Source organism: Myxococcota bacterium, assembly GCA_041389495.1.
Taxonomy (GTDB): Bacteria; Myxococcota_A; UBA9160; order UBA9160; family UBA4427; genus JAWKRT01.
Map to the genome: position 1 here is coordinate 1,231,193 of JAWKRT010000002.1, position 19,279 is coordinate 1,250,471.

At 74.5% G+C, this 19,279-nt stretch carries 18 protein-coding genes and 1 tRNA gene; 11 read left to right on the forward strand and 8 right to left on the reverse strand.

Annotation, left to right across the window (positions count from 1 at the left end; all coding sequences use genetic code 11):
• Window positions 1-6: 6 nt before the first annotated feature.
• From R3E88_16090 to R3E88_16110, 5 genes are all read left to right on the forward strand, one after another.
• On the forward strand, window positions 7-882 hold the full coding sequence (locus R3E88_16090) for an NAD(P)-dependent oxidoreductase (GenBank protein MEZ4218008.1): 876 nt from the start codon (window positions 7-9) through the stop codon (window positions 880-882).
• Entirely contained in the window at window positions 879-2,348 is a 1,470-nt protein-coding gene (locus R3E88_16095) for an NAD(P)/FAD-dependent oxidoreductase (GenBank protein ID MEZ4218009.1), read from the forward strand. The genes R3E88_16090 and R3E88_16095 overlap by 4 nt, the downstream gene beginning before the upstream one ends.
• On the forward strand, window positions 2,345-3,805 hold the full coding sequence (locus tag R3E88_16100) for a hypothetical protein (protein MEZ4218010.1): 1,461 nt from the start codon (window positions 2,345-2,347) through the stop codon (window positions 3,803-3,805). The genes R3E88_16095 and R3E88_16100 overlap by 4 nt, the downstream gene beginning before the upstream one ends.
• A 151-nt stretch (window positions 3,806-3,956) precedes the next feature.
• Entirely contained in the window at window positions 3,957-5,195 is a 1,239-nt protein-coding gene (locus tag R3E88_16105) for a DUF1214 domain-containing protein (protein ID MEZ4218011.1), read from the forward strand.
• Between the two features lie 192 nt (window positions 5,196-5,387).
• On the forward strand, window positions 5,388-5,933 hold the full coding sequence (locus R3E88_16110) for a glutaredoxin family protein (protein MEZ4218012.1): 546 nt from the start codon (window positions 5,388-5,390) through the stop codon (window positions 5,931-5,933).
• Here the strand turns inward: R3E88_16110 and R3E88_16115 are convergent.
• The 4 genes from R3E88_16115 to R3E88_16130 form a co-directional block, all read right to left on the reverse strand.
• Complete coding sequence (locus R3E88_16115) at window positions 5,930-6,826, reverse strand: alpha/beta fold hydrolase (GenBank protein ID MEZ4218013.1); 897 nt, start codon at window positions 6,824-6,826, stop codon at window positions 5,930-5,932. The two genes, R3E88_16110 and R3E88_16115, sit on opposite strands and share 4 nt — an antisense overlap.
• 104 nt (window positions 6,827-6,930) lie before the next feature.
• Complete coding sequence (locus tag R3E88_16120; protein MEZ4218014.1) at window positions 6,931-8,046, reverse strand: amidohydrolase family protein; 1,116 nt, start codon at window positions 8,044-8,046, stop codon at window positions 6,931-6,933.
• 159 nt (window positions 8,047-8,205) lie between these two features.
• Window positions 8,206-10,662, reverse strand: coding sequence for a CoA transferase (locus R3E88_16125; protein ID MEZ4218015.1), 2,457 nt, complete (start codon window positions 10,660-10,662; stop codon window positions 8,206-8,208).
• Between the two features lie 81 nt (window positions 10,663-10,743).
• Window positions 10,744-11,634 carry a class I SAM-dependent methyltransferase gene (locus R3E88_16130; GenBank protein ID MEZ4218016.1) on the reverse strand — a complete coding sequence of 297 codons (891 nt, stop codon included), beginning with the start codon at window positions 11,632-11,634 and terminating at the stop codon, window positions 10,744-10,746.
• 326 nt (window positions 11,635-11,960) lie between these two features.
• On the opposite strand from R3E88_16130, the gene R3E88_16135 reads away from it, so the two are divergent.
• Together R3E88_16135 and R3E88_16140 are read left to right on the forward strand one after the other, a co-directional pair.
• Window positions 11,961-12,770, forward strand: coding sequence for a hypothetical protein (locus R3E88_16135; GenBank protein ID MEZ4218017.1), 810 nt, complete (start codon window positions 11,961-11,963; stop codon window positions 12,768-12,770).
• Between the two features lie 244 nt (window positions 12,771-13,014).
• The gene (locus R3E88_16140) at window positions 13,015-13,254 is read left to right on the forward strand and encodes a hypothetical protein (protein MEZ4218018.1); all 240 of its coding nucleotides are present in this window, start codon (window positions 13,015-13,017) and stop codon (window positions 13,252-13,254) included.
• A gap of 22 nt (window positions 13,255-13,276) precedes the next feature.
• Here the strand turns inward: R3E88_16140 and R3E88_16145 are convergent, their stop codons facing one another.
• Together R3E88_16145 and R3E88_16150 are read right to left on the reverse strand one after the other, a co-directional pair.
• Window positions 13,277-13,951: a hypothetical protein gene (locus tag R3E88_16145; GenBank protein MEZ4218019.1), complete on the reverse strand. Its 675-nt coding sequence runs from the start codon at window positions 13,949-13,951 to the stop codon at window positions 13,277-13,279.
• Window positions 13,952-14,112: 161 nt separating this feature from the next.
• Window positions 14,113-14,607, reverse strand: coding sequence for a nuclear transport factor 2 family protein (locus R3E88_16150; GenBank protein MEZ4218020.1), 495 nt, complete (start codon window positions 14,605-14,607; stop codon window positions 14,113-14,115).
• A gap of 98 nt (window positions 14,608-14,705) precedes the next feature.
• On the opposite strand from R3E88_16150, the gene R3E88_16155 reads away from it, so the two are divergent.
• The gene (locus tag R3E88_16155) at window positions 14,706-15,260 is read left to right on the forward strand and encodes a hypothetical protein (GenBank protein ID MEZ4218021.1); all 555 of its coding nucleotides are present in this window, start codon (window positions 14,706-14,708) and stop codon (window positions 15,258-15,260) included.
• 11 nt (window positions 15,261-15,271) lie between these two features.
• Complete coding sequence (locus tag R3E88_16160; protein MEZ4218022.1) at window positions 15,272-16,228, forward strand: 2OG-Fe(II) oxygenase family protein; 957 nt, start codon at window positions 15,272-15,274, stop codon at window positions 16,226-16,228.
• Window positions 16,229-16,251: 23 nt separating this feature from the next.
• Here the strand turns inward: R3E88_16160 and R3E88_16165 are convergent.
• A tRNA-Thr gene (locus R3E88_16165) sits at window positions 16,252-16,327 on the reverse strand.
• A 227-nt stretch (window positions 16,328-16,554) separates the two neighbouring features.
• On the opposite strand from R3E88_16165, the gene R3E88_16170 reads away from it, so the two are divergent.
• Window positions 16,555-16,941 (forward strand): hypothetical protein, encoded by a 387-nt coding sequence (locus R3E88_16170; GenBank protein MEZ4218023.1) that lies wholly within the window; start codon window positions 16,555-16,557, stop codon window positions 16,939-16,941.
• A 27-nt stretch (window positions 16,942-16,968) separates the two neighbouring features.
• Here R3E88_16170 and R3E88_16175 read toward each other — a convergent pair whose 3' ends face one another.
• The gene (locus R3E88_16175) at window positions 16,969-17,685 is read right to left on the reverse strand and encodes a hypothetical protein (GenBank protein ID MEZ4218024.1); all 717 of its coding nucleotides are present in this window, start codon (window positions 17,683-17,685) and stop codon (window positions 16,969-16,971) included.
• 643 nt (window positions 17,686-18,328) lie between these two features.
• Here R3E88_16175 and R3E88_16180 point away from each other — a divergent pair.
• A complete protein-coding gene (locus tag R3E88_16180; GenBank protein MEZ4218025.1) occupies window positions 18,329-19,276 on the forward strand; it encodes an aminotransferase class IV in 948 nt (315 codons plus the stop codon).
• The last annotated feature ends 3 nt before the right edge of the window (window positions 19,277-19,279 follow it).

Genomic DNA, 19,279 nt, shown 5'->3' on the forward strand with positions numbered 1-19,279 from the left:
GAGCCGATGGCCGTGCGCATGGGCTTCGTCGGGGCGGGGGCGATGGGCGGCGCGATGGCGACGCGCGCGCTCGAGGTCGGGCGCGAGGTCGTCGTGTGCGACCCGAGCGAGCGGGCGACCGCGCCGCTCGCGGCGAAGGGCGCGCGCGTCGCCGCGACCCCGCGCGAGCTCGCCGAGGGGTGCGACGTCGTCGCGATCGTCGTGCTCGACGACGCGCAGGTGCGCAGCGTCGTCGCCGGCAAGGACGGCCTGCTCGCGTCGAACGCCGAGCGGCTCGACATCCTCGTCCATTCCACGATCCACCTGCCGACGCTCTTCGACGTCGAGGGGGCGGCGCGCAGGCGCGGCTTCGCGCTGCTCGACGCCGGCGTGTCCGGCCACACGAGTGGCGCGTTGCGCGGCCAGCTCGCGGTGATGGTCGGCGGCGACGAGGCGACGTTCGCGCGCTGCACGCCCGCGCTCGAGACGTACGGCGGGCTCGTGCTGCGCGTCGGGCCGCTCGGCGCGGGCATGAAGGCGAAGGTCGCGCGCAACCTGCTCGGCTTCGGGCAGGTGGCCGCGACCTACGAGGGCATGCGCCTGGCCGAGGAGGCGGGCGTCGAGCTCGAGGCCTTCGCGCGCATCGTGCGACACAGCGAGGGGCAGAGTCACCTGGTCGACGGCTTCCTCTCGTCGCCGACCGTGCGCGAGGGGAACGAGGAGACGGCCGTCGGCCGGCAGCGGCTCGCGCTCGCGCGCGTCGTCGTCGAGACGGCGAAGAAGGACCTCTCCGCCGCGCTCGAGCTCGCGGCGAGCCTCGGCATCGAGCTCCCCGTCGGCGAAGCCGCGCATCGCGAAGTGACCGCGACGTGGGGCGCGGAGCCCGGCCCGAGGCGATCGTGACGGCGGTCGCGGCGCGGGGACGCGCATCGCTCCGCATCGCGATCCTCGGCGCGGGGCCGGGGGGGCTGTGCGCGGCGATCCGGCTGCGCGAAGCGGGCTTCCGCGACGTCGTGCTGCTCGAGAAGAGCGCGGGCGTCGGCGGCACCTGGTACCACAACCGCTATCCCGGCTGCGCCTGCGACATCCCCTCGCATCTCTACTCGTTCTCCTTCGCCATCAAGCGCGACTGGTCGCGCCCCTACGCGCCGCAGGCCGAGATCCTCGCCTACATGCAGGGCATCGCGGAGGAGTACGGCGTGCTGCCGCTCTGCCGCTTCGGCTGCGAAGTGACGGGCGCGCGCTGGGACGACGCGCGCGCCGTCTGGACGGTCGAGCTCGCGAGTGGCGAGGAGCTCGAAGCGGACGTCGTCGTGAGCGCGCTCGGGATGTTCAACGAGCTCGCATGGCCCGAGGTCGAGGGGCTCGAGGCGTTCGCGGGCACGCGCTTCCACTCGGCGCGCTGGCGCTTCGATCACGATCTGCGCGGGCGGCGCGTCGCGGTGATCGGGAGCGCGGCGAGCGCCGTGCAGTTCGTGCCCGAGATCGCACCGCGGACGGGGCACCTGACGCTCTACCAGCGCACCGCGAACTGGGTGCTGCCGAAGGAGGACGTGCCCTTCACGGAAGAGCAGCTCGCCCATCTCCGGGGCGATCCGGACGCCGCGCTCGCGATCCGGCAGGAGATCTTCGATCGCGTCGACGGCGGTCTCACGTTCGACGACGCGCGGGCGCTCGCGGAGTACGAGGCGACGGGCCTCGCCGCGCTCGAGGTCGTCGAGGACCCGACGGTGCGGGCGAAGCTCCGGCCGACGCATCCGTGGGGATGCAAGCGGCCGCTCTACTCGAACGACTACTATCCGACCTTCAACCGCGCGAACGTCGAGCTCGTCACCGAGCCCATCGCCCGCATCGAGAGCGACGGCGTGCGCACCCGGGACGGCGTGTTGCGCGAGGCCGACACGCTGATCCTCGCGACCGGGTTCTCGGCGACGAAGTACCTGTCGGCGATCGACGTGCGCGGTCGCGGCGGACGGCGCATCGACGAGGCCTGGCGCGATGGCGCGCGCGCCTATCTCGGCGTGGCGACCAGCGGCTTCCCGAATCTCTTCATGCTCTACGGCCCGAACACGAACAACGGCTCGATCCTCACCATGATCGAGGCGCAGGCGGCCTACGCCGTGCGCCACATCGAGTGGATCGCGGACGAGGGCCTGGCGTGGGTCGACGTCCGCGAGGAGCCGATGGAGCGCTACAACGACGAGCTCCAGCGCGCGATCGCCGACGTCGCCGTCTGGCAGGCCGACTGCCACGGCTACTACCGCACGCCCGCGGGCCGCGTCGTCACGCAGTGGCCGCACACGATGACCGAGTTCCGCGAGCGCACCGAGAAGCCCGACGCGGACGTGTACGAGGTGCACCGCCGATGAGCGCTCCGGCGATCGTCGGCGTCGGGCAGGTACTGCAGCGCGGGGAGGACGCGCGCGCCGCGGACGAGCCGCTCGCCCTCATGCGCCGCGCGCTCGCGCGCGCGGGCGAGGACGCCGGCGCGCCCGGCCTGCTCGCGCGCGCGACCGCCATCTACGTCGTGCGCGGTGCCTGGCGCTACGGCGACGCGGGCCGCGCGCTCGCCGCGACGATCGGTGCGCGCGTCGTCGAGAGCGTGAGCACCCCCTACGGCGGCAACTTCGCGCAGGCGTGCGTGATCGACGCGGCGCGCGCGGTCGCCGCCGGGCGCTGCGAGGTGGCGGTCGTCGTGGGCGCCGAGAACGGGCGTTCGAGCGCGCGGGCCCGACGCGCGGGCGAGACGCTCGCGGCGACCGACGTGCCGGGCGCGCCCGATCGCATCCTCGGCGTCGACAAGCCGCTCTTCCACGAGGCCGAGATCGCGCGCGGCATGAACAGCGCGTCCGACGTCTTCGCGATCGTGGGCAGCGCGCTGCGGCGTGCGCGCGGCGAGTCGATCGACGCGAACCGCGACCGCATCGCGGCGCTCTGGGCGCGCTTCGCGGCGGTGGCGAGCGACAACCCGCACGCGTGGATCCGAAGCGCGCCCGGCGCCGCGGCGATCCGCGACGCCGGGCCCGACAACCCGATGATCTCGTTCCCGTACACGCGCCTCATGAACGCGAACGCGCGCGTCGACATGGCCGCCGCCGTCGTCGTCTGCTCGCGCGAGGCGGCCGAGCGCGCCGGCGTGCCGCGCGAGAAGGCCGTCTTCCTCCACGCGGCGTCCGAGGCGAACGACGGCAACTACCTGTCGGAGCGCGCCGAGCTCCACCGCTCGCCGGCGATGCGCATCGCGGGCGCGCGCGCGCTCGCGGAGGCCGGCGTCGACGCGGCGCGCGTCGAGCACGTCGACCTCTACAGCTGCTTTCCGTCGGCGGTGCAGGTGGCGGCCGCCGAGCTCGGCCTCTCCGAGGAGCGCGCGCTCACGGTCACGGGCGGGCTCACGTTCGGCGGCGGGCCGCTCAACCACTACGGCCTGCACGCGGTCGCGCGCATGGTCGAGGTGCTGCGCGCGGATCGCGGCGCGCGCGGGCTCGTCTCCGGCAACGGCGGCTGGCTCGCCAAGCACTCGTTCGGCGTCTACGGCGCCGCGCCGCCCGAGCGCGGCTTCCGCTACGCGTGCCCGCAAGGCGAGGTCGACCGGGTCGCGCTGCGCGAGGCGCGCGTCGACGCGGAAGGCGCGTGCACGATCGAGGGCTACACGGTCGCGCACGCGGGCGGCGAGCCGCGCCGCGCGATCGCGGCCTGTCTCACGGACGACGGGCGGCGCACGTGGGGCGTGTCCGAAGATCCCGACGTCCTGCGCGCGATGATGCGCGACGAGCACTGCGGCGCGCGCGCGCGGCTCGACGGACGCGGGGGGCTCCGCATCGCGTGAATCGGCGTCGCGGGCGAGAAGCAGCTCGCACCCGACGGACCGCGCGTGCGAAGCTGCGCGCTTCCGCGACGCCGGGACGGGGACGGCGCGCCCCGCGCCTCCCCCGGCCGCGCGGCCGTCTCCCACCGCGCCATTCCTCGGAGGAGGTTCCATGCACGCTTCCGCATCCCGCTCGCCGCTGCGCCGCACGCGCGCACTCGTCGCCGCATTCGCCTGCGCGCTCGCGATCGGCCTCGCGCCCGGCGCGCGCGCCGACGATCCCGCCGGCGCCGATCGCTTCCGCGAGCTCGAGAGCGTGAAGGCGTTCGACGAGCTGCTCGCGACGCTCGGCGGCATGCGCGACATGATCCTCGAGGATTCCGCCGATGCGCGCGAGGCGTCCGAGGGCATGCGCTTCCTGCTGCGCGTGGTGGCGATGTCGCAGGAGGTGACGGGCGACGGCTACCCGCTCGCCCCGCACTTCGCGCGCATGGACACGCCCCGCCGCAAGATCGGCGGCGACAACCCCGACGCCGAGTACGACAACCTCATGTGGTCGGGCGACGTCGACTACCGCATCACCGGCAACCGGGGGACGGTCGACCACCTGTCGTTCACGGTGCTCGTGCGCGAGCCATCGGGGCGCAGCCGCTCGATCGGCTACGTGAACGAGCGCGGTCTCGGCGTCGACGACGACGGGAGCTTCACGCTGTGGCTCACGAAGGAGAAGCCGAAGGAGCCGGGGTACTGGGTGCGCACGGAGCCCGGCCAGGTGGGCTCGATGCTGGTCCGCCAGTACATCGGCGACCGTGCGAGCGAGCGGCTCGCGACGTACGAGATCGAGGCCGTCGGGCGCGAGCGCTTCGACCCGCTCCCGCCGTCGACGGATGCCGAGGTGGCGGCCTCGATCCGCGGCACGCTGCTCGCGATGAACGGCCTCGGTCGCCTGCACCGCTACGTGTCGCCGTCGCTCGCCGACCCGCCGAACCGGCTCGGCCTGCGCAACAGCGACGACTTCGGCGCCGACATCAGCAGCACGGACAACCTGTACGTGATCGGCACCTACGGATTCGGCCCGGACGAGGCGCTCCTGATCGAGCTCACGCCGCTCGAGGTGCGCTACTGGAACTTCGCGATCGAGAGCCCGTGGCACGAGTCGGTCGACTACATGCAGCGCAAGACGTCGCGCACGCACGACGACGTCGTGCTCGACCCCGACGGCAAGCTCCGCTTCGTCGTCGCGCACGCGCGCACCGACCACCCGAACTATCTCGAGACCGCGGGCCACGCGCGCGGCTTCATGACGTTCCGCTGGGTGGGCGAGCGCGACACGAAGCCGCCGCTGCCGACGGTGCGCAAGCTGCCGCTCGCCGAGGCGGTGCGGCTGGCGAACGAGCTCGGAGGGCGCTGAGACGGGCGCGGGCGCGGGGCGGAGCGGTGCCGCTGCGTCCGCAGCGGAAATCCGGGGTTCGCTCCGCACCGCGACGTGCCGATGGGGCCCGCCATGCGAGCCCCGGCCCTTCGCGTCCGACCCCTGCGCCGCACGGCCTGCGCGGTCGCGGCCCTCGCGCTCTGCGCGACGGCGTGCTCCGAACCGTCGCGCGTGATCGAGGCGGCCGCGAGCGCCGCCGCGGCCGTGCGCGCGGCTCCGGACTCCGGAGCCGACGACGCGCCGGCGCGCGCGGACGGCGGCGACGCGTCGGGCCTGCGCACCTACTACCAGTTCCTCGACGACCGCGGCTCGGTGCGCTTCGTCGCCTCGCTCGACGAGGTGCCGCCGGAGTGGCGCGATCGGGCGGGGCGCGTCGAGATGGCGAGCGCGCCGCCCGCGCGCCCGGCCGACCGCCGCGCCGCGCAGGCGGCGACCCGCGAGCGCGCGCGGGAGGCGGTGGCCTCGCGCGTCGCCGCGCGCGCCGGCGGCGACGTCGTCCTCTACTACGCCGACTGGTGCGGCTACTGTCGCAAGGCGAAGGCGCACCTCGACGGGAAGGGCGTCGCCTACGAGCTGCGCGACGTCGACATCGCGGCCGTGAAGAGCGAGCTCGTCGCCAAGACGGGGAGCGGCGGCATCCCGGTGCTCGACGTCGGCGGCCAGTACGTGCGCGGCTTCGACCCCGGCGCGATCGACCGGCTGCTCGCGAGTCGTTAGTCGACGGCGGGGGGCGCGCCGGCCCGGGCGCGCGCGGCGAAGCTCTCGCGGACCGCCGGGCCCGCGAGCCAGTGCGCCACGCGGTCGAAGAGCGGGACGCAGCCCGGGAAGGCGAAGTGCGCGTGTCCCGCGCCCGGCATCACGTGCAGGCACACGTCGGCGCTGGCCGGGAAGCTCGCGACGACCTCGTGCGGCGGCCCCGCGATGTCGCGCTCGCCGAGCCCGAGGAAGACCGGGACGCGCACGCGTTCGAAGAACGGCCGCGAGCTGCCGGGGATCAGCGAGAAGAGCGACGCCACGCTCGGGATCGCGCAGCGCACGGCGCGCATGGCCGCGTGGGCCGCGGCGTCGGGCATCGGGCCCAGGACTTCGGCCGCGCGCTTCGCGCGCGGCGCCTCGCTCCACGCCTCGCCGCCGCTCCGCGCGCGCGCGAGCGCGACGAGATCGCGGCGCACGGCGTCCGGGCGGTCGACGTAGCCGAGCTCGTCGGCGGTGAGCACCTGGCGCACGCCGCGGCCGCCCACGCCGAGCAGCACGAGCGCGTCGAACGTCTCGTGCTCGGCCTGCTGCACGATCGCGAGGAGCGCGCCGAGCGAGTGCCCGACGCCGATCCGCGGCAGGTGCGCGCCGTCCGGGCCTCGCTCGCGCACGAGCGCCTCGACCGCGAGCGCGTTCCCGCGCGCGATCGCCCACGGCAGCAGCGCGAAGCCGTCGCGCGGCCGCGCGCTCCCGCCCCAGCCGAGCGAGTCGATCGCAGCGACCGCGAAGCCGCGCGCCGCGAGCGCGCGCGCGAAGCTGCGGCCCGGCACGTCGAGGTCGAAGTAGGCGCGCGTCGTGCCGCCGCCCGGGAAGCAGAAGAGCAGCGCGCGCGGGGACGCCGTCGGCTCGAACACGTCGGCCGCGAGCGAGAGCCCGGGCTCGCCGTCGATGGCGTCGGGGATCGCGATCCGGCGCGCCTCGGCGCGCTCCGCGCGATCGCCTCCGCTCGCTCGCGCGCCTACAGGTTCCAGACGCGCGCCGCGTTGCCGCTCACGACCTTCTCGCGGTCGCGAGCCGGCTCGCCCGCGAACATCTTGTCGACGATCGCGCGCGAGCGAGGCCAGCTCGACACCGGGTGCGGGTAGTCCGACGACCACATGATGTTGTCGACGCCGAGCCGCTCGCGCGCATCGCGCATCGCGTTCGGCTCGTCGATGAACGTGAGGAACACGTTGCGGTGGAAGTAGTGGCTCGGCAGCTCCTTGATCGCGGGGAACTCGTACCCCTGCCGCAGCGTGAGGTCGTCGGCGATGTAGAGCCACCAGGCGACCCATCCGAGGCCGGGCTCGACGAACACGACCTTGAGCTTCGGGAAGCGCTCGAAGACGCCGCCCATGATCCACATGCCGAGCGGCTCCGCCGTCGTGAGCGGGACCATCGGCACGAAGATGCCCTTCTGCGGCGTCGGGTCGCGCTTCGCGAGGTCGTTGAGCGCGGTGTTGAGTCCGATGTGGCAGCAGATCGGGAGGCCCGTCTCCTCGATCGCGGACCACAGCGGCCAGTAGCGCCTCTCCCAGTAGTCGGGCAGGCCGAGCTCGGAGGGATGCACGGGGAGCTGCAGCGACCGGCAACCGCTCGCCGCCGCCCACTGCACCTCCGCGACGGCCGCGTCGATGTCGTGGATCGGGATCTGGTAGGAGACGACCAGGCGCTTCGGGTCGGCCGACGCGAACTCGGCGAGCGCGAGGTTGAACGCGCGCGTCGCTTCCTTCGAGCCGCGATCGAGCATGTAGAGATAGCGGAAGGCGCTCACCTCGCAGTAGCTCGCCGACGCCTCGACGCCGTCCTCGTCCATGTCCGCGAGCCGCGCCTTCGCGTCGGTGTGGCCCCTGCGACCCCACGCGGGGTGCGCGCGGTTGCCGCCCATGCTCACCGTCGGATCGGGCGCGAGGCCCTCCTGCTCGCGCCAGCGCTGGTTCGCCTCGATCGCGGCCGCACCCGACATCGAGGTCGCGAAGCGTTGCAGCGCCGCGTCGTAGTCCGAGTGGAACTTCGACGCGAGATGGGCCTTGATCGCGTCGTGGGCCAGGTCGACGTGGTCGTCCGCGGAGATCAGTCGCTCGCCGTTCGCCATCGCGCTTCGCCTCCTCGCGCGTCGCCGTGGCAGGACGTCGTGGAGCGCTGCGCTCCGCGCACGTCCCGCCGGCCTCGTCGCGCGCGCGTCCAGGGTGCACGCGCGACGGCACGCTTGGCAAGACCGCGCGCGTCGTACGTCACGTCCGCGGGCGTACGCTCACGCGCCGCTCGCGCTCTCGCGTGTCACGACGGCGCCCTCGGCGACGAGCCGCTCGACGTCCTCCGCGCCGTAGCCGAGCTCGGCGAGCACCTCGCGGGTGTGCTGCCACAGCACGGGGATCGGCCCGCGCACGCGGCCCGGCGTGTCCGAGAAGTCGATGCCGAGCCCGTACATGTCGACGTCGCCGATCGCGGGGTCGCCCTCGAAGCGCGCGAGCCAGCCGCGCCGGTACAGGTCCGCGTCGTCGAAGAGCTCGCGCGAGAACGTGGCCGACGAGATCTCGCACGGGACGCCGTTCGCGTCGAGCCGTTCGAACCACTTGGCGGCCGCGTCACCCGCGAACGCGCGCTCGAGCACGCCGCGCAGCGCGGCGTCTTCGCGCGCGCGCGCCGGCGCGTCGGCGAAGCGCGCGTCGTCCGCGAGCCCGGGCACCGCGCGCGCGAGCGACGCCCAGTGCGCGTCCGTGAAGGCCGCGATGCAGATCCACTCGTCGTCGCCGCAGCGGTAGAGGCGATAGAGCGCCGAGAGGCCCGTCTGGTCGCGGTCGAGCTTCGGCCGCTCGAAGGCGCGGCCGTCGGGCGTCGTGAAGACGCGCGAGTTGTTCACGAGCGACGCGTTGAGGATCGACGCGTCGACCGCCTGGCCGACGCCCGTCCGTTCGCGGTCGTAGAGCGCCTGCGCGATCGCGATCGCGGCGAGGTAGCCGTTGCCGAGGTCACCGTTCGACGCGGAACCGAACCACGGGCGGCCGCCGTCCGCGCAGCCGCCGTCCTCGAACACGCTGCCGCCGAGCGAGTTCCCCGTCTGGTCGTTGCCGGGGAGCAGCGAGCGCGGGCCGTCCTCGAAGCCGCGCGTGTGGCAGAAGACGAGGCGCGGGTTCTGTGCCGAGAGCGTCTCCCAGTCGAGCCCGAGCTTGCGCGCGGCCTGCGGGCGCATGTTGTGCACGACGACGTCGGCCGTCGCGACGAGCTCGCGCACGATGCGCTGACCGGACGGCGTCTTCGCGTCGATGCCCGCCCAGCGCTTGCCGCGGTTCACGGCGATCCCCATGTGCGTGCGCATGAAGAACGCGAGGCGCCCCTGCGGATCGACCTTGATCACGTCGGCGCCGAGATCGGCGAGCAGCTGCGACGCCCACGGTCCGGCGACCGCGCCGCCGAAGTCGAGCACGCGCACGCCGGCCATCGGCCCGCCGTCGAGCGACGCGGCCGCTCGCTCCGGCGCCGGGCGCGGCGGCGGCGGCGCGCTCGCGAGCGCGCGTACCTCTTCCGTGTGCGCGCCGGGCACGGGTGCGCCGGCGCGCACGCGGATCGGGTGCGCGCCGAGACGATAGGCGGCGCCCACCTGGCGCAGCGGGCCGAGCTCGCGGTCGGGCACCTCGACGACGCTGCCCTCGGCGAGCAGCGCGGGGTCGCAGAGCGCCTGCTCGGGCGTGCGCACGGGCTGGCACGAGATCTCTCCCGACTCGGCCGCGACGCGCACCCACTCGTCGACCGTGAACTTCGCGAGCACGGGCGCCGCCGCGTCGAGCGCGCGCAGGCGTTCCTCGATCGTCATCATGCCGCCCGCGCCGCGCGCCGCGACCTCGGCCGGGTCGGGCACGCGCAGCGCGTCGCCCGCGCCCGCCGCGACGAACCACGCGGGCGGGCTCACCCAGATGCACATGAAGCCGTCCTTCGCGCGCACGAGCCCCCACGTCTGCCGGCGCTCCGTCACGGGGAAGGGCTCGTAGCCCGGGCCGTCGAGCCGTTCGGGGCGCTGCCACGTCGCGCACGACGACAGGATCACGGCCTGCAGCATCGACGTCTCGACCCACTGCCCGCGGCCGGTCTGCGTGCGCGCGCGCAGCGCGGCGCTCGCGCCGAGGAGCGCGTGATAGGCGGTGACGATGCTCGGCGCGGGCGTCGCCGTGAAGATCGGGCCGTCGCGATCGGAGCCGATGCGCACGGCGTCGGGGACGGCCATCGAAGGCGTCGCGCGATCGCGACCCTGGATGCGCGCCATCGGGCTTCCGTACCAGCCGCGGCACTCCCACTGGAGGCCCGTGCGCGCGGCGACGAGCTGGTCGTACGCGGGCCGGTGCGCGTCGCGCCCGTCGCGCCCGTACGGCGTGATCGAGACGTGCACGAGGCCCGGATTGCGCGCCGCGAGCGTCGCGTGGTCGAGGCCGAGCGCGCGCGCGCGCCCGGGCGCGAACGTCTCGACGAGCACGTCCGCGCGCGCGGCGAGCGCCGCGACGGCGTCGCGATCGCGCGCGCGGTCGAGATCGAAGGCGGCCGACCGCTTGCCGCGGTGCCACACGCGCTCTCCGCCGAGCGGCGGGAAGAGCTCGGCGTCCGGACGCTCGATGCGGATCACGTCGGCGCCGCGGTCGGCGAGCATCATCGTCGCGATCGGGCCGGCGATGCCGTCCGTCAGGTCGAGCACCGTGATTCCGTCGAAGATCTCGGGCATCGCCACCTCCGGTCGCGCGATGCTCCGCCCGCGCGTCGATGCGTGTCAACGCCGCAGGCGCGCGTGCGCGGCGCCGGCGACCTAGGCGCGCGCCACCGCGAGGCCGAAGCGCTCCGACATCGGGATGTGCGAGCGAAGCGGCGCGAAGTAACGCGCGTACAGCTCGGCGCGCGTCGGGAGCTCGGCGGAGGCGAAGCCCGCGGCGAGGATCGCCGCGCGCATCTCGTCGGGGCGGTAGCGGTTCACCTGCGGCTCGCCCGTGTCGCGCAGGTAGCTCGCGACGCTCGCGAACACGTCGCGGTAGCGCTGCGAGAGGGAGCCGACCGGGAGCTGGTAGTCGAGCGCGACGGCGCTCCCGGGCGCGAGCACGCTGCGCAGGTCGGCGAGCGCGGACGCCACCGTCTCGCGCGAGAGGTAGTAGACGACGCCCATCCACGTGACGACCGCCGGTGCGTCGGTGCGCAATCCCGCGGCGCGGAGCGCATCCGAGACGGCCGTGCGCTCGAAGTCGCACGCGACGAAGCGGAGCCCGTCGGGCTCGGACGCGCCGAGCTCGGCGAGGCGCGCGCGCTTCCACGCCTGGGTCGCGGGGTGGTCGACCTCGAAGACCGCGAGTGCGCCGAGCGCCGCGGGACGCCGGAGTGCGAACGAGTCGAGCCCCGCGCCGAGCACGACCACCTGCGCGACGCCGCGCGCGCACGCCTCGGCGATCACGTCCTCGCCGAAGCGCGCGCGGAACGGGATGAACAGGCGGTTCTCGAGCAGGAGCCAGCGCGCGCCGGCGGCATCCGCCGAGCCGCCCGCGCCGCTCGCGTCGTCGGCGTAGGAGGCGACGAGCTCGTCCGCGGCCGCACCGAGCAGGCGTTCGGCGAAGACGTCGCCGAGCAGGTGCGGGGGTGGGTCGTAGCGCAGGTGCGCAGCGCGCGCGGCGGCGACGTGCAGCGCCGTCCGACTGACCTCGCCCTCCCGCACGGCTCGCCCTCCGCAGCCCCGTCGACGCCCTTCCGCGCGGCGGGTCGACGCGCGCTGCATCGTACGCCGCGCTCCGGCCGCGCGTCGAGCGCACACGGCATGCGCGTGCGGGCGTGCCGCGTTCCGCGCTGGCTCGCACTGGGCCCACGTCCCGCGCGCATCGACGCGGCAGGGCGCGCGCACGGAAGGGTCGGCGCCGGCGCGCGGAGCGCGGCGGCGCGCGCGGGGCTCGAGATTCGCGACGCCGGTGCCGATAGGCCGGCTCGCGAACACGAACGGATTCCTGCGTCGGAGGGGAGCGGGAGCGCACCAAGAGGAGTGCTCTCATGTCGTTAGGTCCCGCGTCCGCGATCGTCTCCCGCCGTCGCACGTCGCTTCCCTCGTTCGTCCTGTCCCTCGCCTCCCTCGCTCTCGCTCTGGCTCCGTCCGCGTCCGCGCAGGACGCGACGAGCGGCGCCTTCCCGCTCTCGGTGGAGCTCCACCGGGGCATGGAGGCCGACTTCGGCGACGTCGTCGTCGAGGAGGACGGCGTCGGCGGGCTCCACTTCCACGTCGCGCTCGATCCGGGCGTGGTCGGTGAGCGCGCGCGCGTGCGGCGCGTGTTCCTGTCCATGGCCGGGATGCCCGAGGGCCTCGCCGTCGTGCCCGACGACCCCGACGCGATGCGCGGGCTCGTCTATCCCGCGCATCACGAGTGGCGGACGATGGGCGCCGAGCTCGGCGTCGTCGTCGCGCTGCGCGAGCGCGCCGAGAGCGACGCGCACCGGCGCTGCCATCGCGACCGGCACTCGCACCGGGGCCACCACGGCGGCAAGGGCCCGATGCTCGAGGCGGGCTTCACGCTCGTCGCGTCCGCGCCCCTCGCGCTCGCGGACGTCCTGGCCGTGACCTCGACGTGGCGCGGCGACGCCACGCAGGTCGGCGTCGGCGTCGACGACGCCGAGCTCGGGCGGCGCCTGCGGCCGGCGCTCCTCGGCGGCCTGTTCGAGGCCGACCCGCCCGCGCCCGGCGGCGGGAGCGGCGGCGGCGTCGGCTCGGGCGGTGGCGGCTCGGGCGGCGGCGGCGTGATCCCGCCCGGCTGCTTCGGCGAGATCGATCCCCTCACCGGGGAGGTCATCAACCTGATCTGCCCGTGAGCCGCGCCCCGGTTCGCGCGGCCACCCCGCTCGTCCCGGCGGGCCTCACGCGCCCTCGACATCGCATCGACGTCAACGCTCGATGGACGCCGGTGCATGTCGAGGAGCGCGTGAGAGGCGTTTCAGCGCCCCGATGTTGCATTGAGGACAATGGAAATGCAGCGTGCCCCGTGCCGACCCGCGCGAGGCGGCCGCCCGCGTCGGGCGGCCGTCGCCGCGAAGAGGGGTCGAGCGGGGGAGGAGCATGCGAGCCACGACGAAGGCGCTCCTGTGCGCGGCGGCGGTCGTCGCGGGAGCCGCGGTCGCGCCGGCGCCGGCCGGAGCCGTCGAGAACATCTGGAAGCGCTGGGTCCGCGACATCGACGAGCGCGAGTACAAGTGGGAGATCCCGCTCGCGGCGGTCGTCTCGATCCCGCCGATGATCGTCGTCACGCCGTTCTGGCTCGGCAGCATGGCCGTCGAGGCGATCTCCGGCGACGACTAGCATCGCGGCGCGCGTTCTCCGATCAGAAGCGGTACTGCAGCGTCGCGCCCGCGCCGACGTAGTGGATCCCGTCGAGGTCCTCGGCCGTCGCGTTCGACGACAGCTCCTCCGTCGTGAGCACGGCGGATGCGCCCACCTGCAGGAGCCAGCTCTCGGAGAGGACGAGGTCGACGCCGGCGCCGACGCGGCCTGCGAACGCGCGGTCGTCCTCGAAGACCGCGGCGCCGAGGCCGCTGATGCCGCCGCTCGCCCGGTACCAGACGACGCCGAGGCCCGCGAGCACATACGGCTGGATGCGCCAGGTGGGGAGCACGAGCTTGAGGTTTCCGGTCAGCACGTGGCCCCGGAGATCGACGCGGCCCGAGACGCCCGCACCCGACGCGTCGACCCCGAAGTCGTCGACGTACTCGTACTGCGCCTCGACCGCGAGGAAGGGAAGGGCGCGATAGCCGAGCAGCGCGGTCGCACCCCACGTGTCGTGGATGTCGACGTCGACGTTCGTCCCGGCGAGGCCGCTCGCGAAGTCGGCGACGTCGTCCTCGAACACGTCCGTCACCCACGTGCCGCCGGCTCCGATGTACGCGCCGGTGCGCGCGAAGCCGCCGTCGCCCGCGCGTGCGGTGGCGGCGAGGAGGAGCGTCGCGGCGACGCCGAGCAGCGCGGCGGAGGTCGAGCGGGGAATGCGGACGTGCGGCATGACGGGCTCCTCTCGGTCGCGCGCGGCGCGGCCGGGCGATGCGCGGCGCAGGAGAGCGGCGCGCGGCGCGGGAGGTTCGGCCGCGGCGCGCGCCCGGTCGGTGACGCGCGCCACGGCGCGGCGCGGCTCCGCGCGCGCGCCGCGCCCACGCCGGCCGCGGCTCAGAAGTCGAGTGCGGGGAGGGGGAGCGTCGAGAGATCGCGGCCGCTCCACGTCGTCGGCTGGAAGCGGCGCGCCGCGAAGCGCCAGCCCGCGGCGGTGCGGCGATAGCGATCCTGGTAGAGACCGAACGCCTTCGTCTCCTGCCCGGTCTTCGCGTCGAGGCGCAGCTCGACCATGTAGAGGCGTCCCAGCGCCTCGTCGTCGGGCCCGCCTTCGGGCCACTCGATGCGCGCCTCGAGGACGACGAACTGGAACCAGTCGAAGCGCTTCACGGCCGCGTCGATGAAGGCGCCGAGCGCCGCCGGCCCGACGGCCTCGACGGGCTCCTGCCGCGGCATCTCGACGCGCACGACGGCGTCGGGGAGGAACAGATCCGCGAGCTCGGGCCATGCGCGGCGGTTCACGACGTCCGCGTAGCGCGCGTGCAGGCGTCGGATCGCCACCCAGTCGAGGGTCTCGCGGAGCTCGGTGTCGGAGATCGGGTCGCGGGGCATGCGGGCGAGCCTAGCGTGCCGCGCGCGGCCGGGTCCGCCCGTCGGGTAGAGTGCGCGCGCTGCGCGCGCTCGCGCGGCACCACACGGGAGGGGACGCCATGCGCACGGGTCGGTTCATCGTCGCACTCTCGCTCGCGGCCGCACTCGCCGCGGCCTTCGTTCCCGCCGTCCGCGCCGACGACGCGGCGGCGGACTCCGCGCCGTACGAGGTCGGAAGCCGGCTCCCGCGCATCGAGCTCGCAGATCAGCACGGCGAGACGCGGGCCGTCGACGAAGGCGTGCGCTTCCTCCTGTTCAGCCGCGACATGGAGGGCGGCGACGTGCTGCGCGAGGCCGTCGACGACCAGGACGCGGCGAGCCTCGCGCGCGTGCGCGCCGTGTACCTCGCAGACATCCACCGCATGCCCGGGCTCGTCGCGCGCCTGATCGCGGTGCCTCGCATGCGCGGTCGCGCCTACCCGATGCTGCTCGACCGAACGGGCGAGGCGACCGCGCGGCTTCCGGATCGCGAGGGACACGCCACCGTGATCGAGCTCGACGCGCTCGCGCTGCGCGCGGTCGATCACTTCGCGACTCCCGACGAGGTGCGCGCGCGCCTCGGACTGTCGGCGCGCGCGGGCGCTTCGGCGACTGCCGGCGCCAACGCGGACTGAGCGACGCGCCGATGCCCGTGCGCGACATTCCCGTCGTCGCCGCGCCGTCGCTCGACACGTCCGCCGGCCGGGAGGCGCTCGACCGCGCGTGCGTCGAGTGGGGCTTCTTCCAGCTCGTCGACCACGGCGTTCCGCCCGCGCTCGTGGGCGAGGCGCTCGCGCAGATGCGCGCCTTCTTCGCGCTTCCCGTCGATGCCAAGCGCTCGATCGAGCGCACGCGCGAGAACCCGTGGGGCTTCTACGACCGCGAGCTCACGAAGAACGTGCGCGACTGGAAGGAGGTCTTCGACTTCGGGCCCGCGCACGGCGCCGAGGTGACGCCGTGGCCGGACGCGATGCCCGCCTTCCGGGAGACCATGACGCGGGTCTACGAGGCGTGCGCGGAGGTCGCGCGGCGTCTCGTCGCGGCGATCGCGCGGAACCTCGGCGCGAGTCCCGACGACCTGCTCCGCTGCTTCGACGACCACACGAGCTACCTGCGCCTCAACTACTATCCGCGCTGCCACGACCCTGCGCCGCCCGACGCGCCGACGCGGCCCGAGCGCGGCGCACTCGCCGTCCACCACCACACCGACGCCGGGGCGCTCACCGTCCTCCTGCACGACGGCCGGCCCGCGCTGCAGGTCGAGCGCGGCGGCGTCTGGCACACGATCGCGCCGCGCGACGACGCATTCGTGATCAACCTCGGCGACGTCGTGCAGGTGTGGTCGAACGATCGCTACCGCGCGCCGCTCCACCGCGTGCTCGCGAGCCGCGACGGCGAGCGCTACAGCGCGCCCTTCTTCCTCAACCCGTCGTACGCGACGCGCTTCGCTCCGCTCGCGAGCGCGTGCGCGGGGGCGCCGGCGCGCTACCGGGCGATCGGCTGGCGCGCATACCGCGCGGGCCGCGCGGCCGGCGACTACGCCGACCTCGGCGAGGAGATCCAGATCGCGCACTTCCGGGTCGAGGCGAACGCGCTGCCGTGAGCGGGTGGCGGTGCCGTGCGAGATGGAGCCGACGATCGGACTCGAACCGATGACCTGCTCATTACGAATGAGCTGCTCTACCAACTGAGCTACGTCGGCTTGCGGCGCGGAGCCACGAGCGGCCGCCGGGGGCCGGCGGTGCGGGCGCGCAATGTAGCGTGGCGCCGGGGCCTTGCCATCGCGCATGCAGCGCGCGTGCGCGCTCGGCAGCACGCGCGCAACTCGCTGCGGCGAAACGGGAATTGACCCTCGATGCGCGAGCCCGTAGAAGGGGTGGCAGCGCGCCGCGGACGGGGGGCGCGGGCCATTCGAGCGGAGGCGTCGTCATGCCCATCCTGCCCCTCGTCGACCTCGTGATCCTGTTCGCGTCGGTGATCCTCGGCCTCGGAGCGGTGCTCAAGCTCTACAACGTGGTGTGGGTCGCGTCGGCCGCGCCGCTCGGGTTCTCGCCGCTCGACCTGCTGCTGATCGCGGTCGCGATGCTGGTCTTCGCGTTGGCGCTCGTCGGCCGCCAGTGGCTCAAGGCCAACGAGCAGGCGGCCGCCGGGCAGCGTGCGAGCTCGACGCTCGATGCGTACCGCGAGGCGCGCATGACCGCGGGCGACGGGGATCCGCGCACGCCACACGCGACCCCGTCGGTCGGTGCATCTGCGCTTCCGGCGCGCGGCGCGGAGGCGCCGGCCGGCTGGGAGACGCGGCCGCTCGGACGTTAGGCGCGTCCGAGCGACCGCGCCGATCCCTCAGCGCCGGCGGAGGGCGGCGCGTGCGCCGGCGGTCGCGATGCCGGCCGCGAGCGCCGCGATGCCGACGAGCGGGAGCGCCGGGACGCTCCCGCCGACGTACAGCCCGCGCACGAGGGACTGCTCGTTCGACGTGCCGCCGAGGTTCGTGCGGCTGATGTACGGGACACCCTCCATGTCGCCCGCGGAGTCGAAGCTCCACGTCCCCATGTCGTAGGTGGGCGAGGGCATCGGCCCGAGCGGCGAGGTCGTCGCGTGCGGCGTGCCCGCGGACGCGGCGCAGATCGTCGTCGGGCTCGAGGCGCAGTAGACGAAGCCGGTCTGGGTCCAGCCGCCGAGGACGCCCCAGTCGACCGCGCCGGAAGGCGCCGTGCTGCCGACGCCCGTGTAGGGCAGCGCGGGGTGCACGGTGGAGCGCGCGTCGATGAACACGTACGCGCCGGGGCCGAAGATCGTCTCGATGTCGAACAGATTGACCGTCGTCGGCTCCTGCGAGTGCTCGGTCACCGTGACCGTGCCGCTGCCCGTGTCGCTGATCGTGTAGTGGCCCCACACGATTCCCGGGCGGATCTGCACCGGCGGACACAGCGCGTCGTTGAACGTGAAGTTGTCGCCGGGCGTTCCGTGCGGCGGCGTCGCGTCGTAGACCTTCACCACGGCCGCCGCCGGGGCGGCGGCGAGCAGCAGCAGGGCGAGGCAGAGAGATCGAAGTCGCATGGCGAGCATCCCTTCGAGTTCGGCGGGAGCGGTCGCCGCGACGCGTGCGAGCCCGTCGCTCGCGCGCGCTGCACCCCTGTGAAGGAGCGCCGGCGAGCCGTTCCACCTGCTGATGCGCAGGTCGAGAAGCAGGTTCCGTGCCGGTGGGGCACGCGCCGTCGCGCGCACGAGCGCGCGCACGCGTGGGGCGCTGGGGAAGGATGCGCCAGCTGGCGCAGGGTTCCGCACCGTGTGCGCCGATGCGGTGCTGCGCGAGGGCCCGCCTAGCGACGAGCGGGCGGCGGCCGCGTGCTAGGCGACGCGTTCGTCGCGGCGGCGGACGAGCGACAGCGCGGACAGCGCCATCTCGCGATACAGGTGCGCGCCGATGCGAACGACGTTCGTGGCCTTGAGGAGGGCTGCGCTCATCGGGGGGAATCCTCTGCTGTCGCGGCGGGCTCGCGGCGTCGGTTCGCCCGCGTCGGAGTCGGGCCCGCGCGGGTGCGGCCGGCGCTCGTCCCGGCGGCGCACCGCCCGCGGCGATCGCCCGCCCGTGCTGGGAAGGGAAGTGGACGCGAAGGCGCCGAGGTGGCACGCGAATCCGCGCGCGTCGCGCGCCCGGGCGCCTGCGCCGGCGCGCGCCACGGTCTAGATTCCGCGCGCCGTGGACACCCGAGAGCGGAAGATCTGGATCGACGGGCACTTCGTGCCCTGGGCCGACGCGACCGTGCACGTGCTCTCGCACAGCCTGCAGCGCGGATCGCTCGTCTTCGACTACATGAGCGTGCACGAGTGCCCCCGTGGGGCCGCCGTCTTCCGGCTCGACGAGCACCTCGACCGCTTCCTCACGTCGTGCGAGCTGACCGGCCTCGCGGTCGACCCGTCGCGCGACGCGCTGCGCGAGGCGGTCCGCGCGACCGTGCGCGCGAACCCGGGCGCGAAGGCCGTCAAGGTCTCGGGCTACCTCGCCTCGATCGAGATCGACGTCGTGCCCGTCGACGCCCACGTGACGATCGCCATCGCGGCCTACGACCCGATCGCCGACATCGCCGCGCACAAGCCCACGCCGCCCGTTCCGCGCCGCGCGTCGATCCGCCTCTGGATCGAGAAGGAGCGCAAGAACCGGCGCAAGGACATCGTCCCGCCGCAGGCGAAGACGGCGGCGAACTACGCGAGCCCCATGGTCGCGAAGGCGCGCGCGCGCGAGCAGGGCTACGACGAGATCGTGCTGGTCGACGAGTACGGGTGCGTCGCCGAGGGGCCGACGACGAACATCTTCCTCGTGCGCGCCGACGGCGTGCTCGCGACGCCGCCGACCGAGCGCGTGCTGCTCGGCGTCACGCGCAGCTCGATCCTCGAGATCGCCGCGGGCGAGGGGCTCGACGTGCGCGAGGAGCGCGTGCGCCCCGAGGACCTGCTCGCCGCGAGCGAGGTCTTCCTCACCGGCACGACCGCGGGCGTGCTGCCCGTCGAGTCCGTGGACGGCAAGCCGGTCGGCACGTCCGTGCCGGGCCCCGTCGCCGCGCGCCTCAAGCAGCGCTTCGACCGCGTCGTGTCGGGCGGCGACGACGCATTCGCGCACTGGCTCACCTACGCGCACGACGAGGCCTGAACG

Excerpts from the sequence above, each read along its gene's own strand:
- R3E88_16090 (MEZ4218008.1), top strand. The coding sequence starts at position 7 with ATGGCCGTGCGCATGGGCTTCGTCGGGGCGGGGGCGATGGGCGGCGCG.
- R3E88_16100 (MEZ4218010.1), top strand. The coding sequence starts at position 2,345 with ATGAGCGCTCCGGCGATCGTCGGCGTCGGGCAGGTACTGCAGCGCGGG.
- R3E88_16105 (MEZ4218011.1), top strand. The coding sequence starts at position 3,957 with ATGCACGCTTCCGCATCCCGCTCGCCGCTGCGCCGCACGCGCGCACTC.
- R3E88_16120 (MEZ4218014.1), bottom strand. The coding sequence starts at position 8,046 with ATGGCGAACGGCGAGCGACTGATCTCCGCGGACGACCACGTCGACCTG.
- R3E88_16125 (MEZ4218015.1), bottom strand. The coding sequence starts at position 10,662 with ATGCCCGAGATCTTCGACGGAATCACGGTGCTCGACCTGACGGACGGC.
- R3E88_16135 (MEZ4218017.1), top strand. The coding sequence starts at position 11,961 with ATGTCGTTAGGTCCCGCGTCCGCGATCGTCTCCCGCCGTCGCACGTCG.
- R3E88_16140 (MEZ4218018.1), top strand. The coding sequence starts at position 13,015 with ATGCGAGCCACGACGAAGGCGCTCCTGTGCGCGGCGGCGGTCGTCGCG.
- R3E88_16145 (MEZ4218019.1), bottom strand. The coding sequence starts at position 13,951 with ATGCCGCACGTCCGCATTCCCCGCTCGACCTCCGCCGCGCTGCTCGGC.
- R3E88_16150 (MEZ4218020.1), bottom strand. The coding sequence starts at position 14,607 with ATGCCCCGCGACCCGATCTCCGACACCGAGCTCCGCGAGACCCTCGAC.
- R3E88_16155 (MEZ4218021.1), top strand. The coding sequence starts at position 14,706 with ATGCGCACGGGTCGGTTCATCGTCGCACTCTCGCTCGCGGCCGCACTC.
- R3E88_16160 (MEZ4218022.1), top strand. The coding sequence starts at position 15,272 with ATGCCCGTGCGCGACATTCCCGTCGTCGCCGCGCCGTCGCTCGACACG.
- R3E88_16170 (MEZ4218023.1), top strand. The coding sequence starts at position 16,555 with ATGCCCATCCTGCCCCTCGTCGACCTCGTGATCCTGTTCGCGTCGGTG.
- R3E88_16175 (MEZ4218024.1), bottom strand. The coding sequence starts at position 17,685 with ATGCGACTTCGATCTCTCTGCCTCGCCCTGCTGCTGCTCGCCGCCGCC.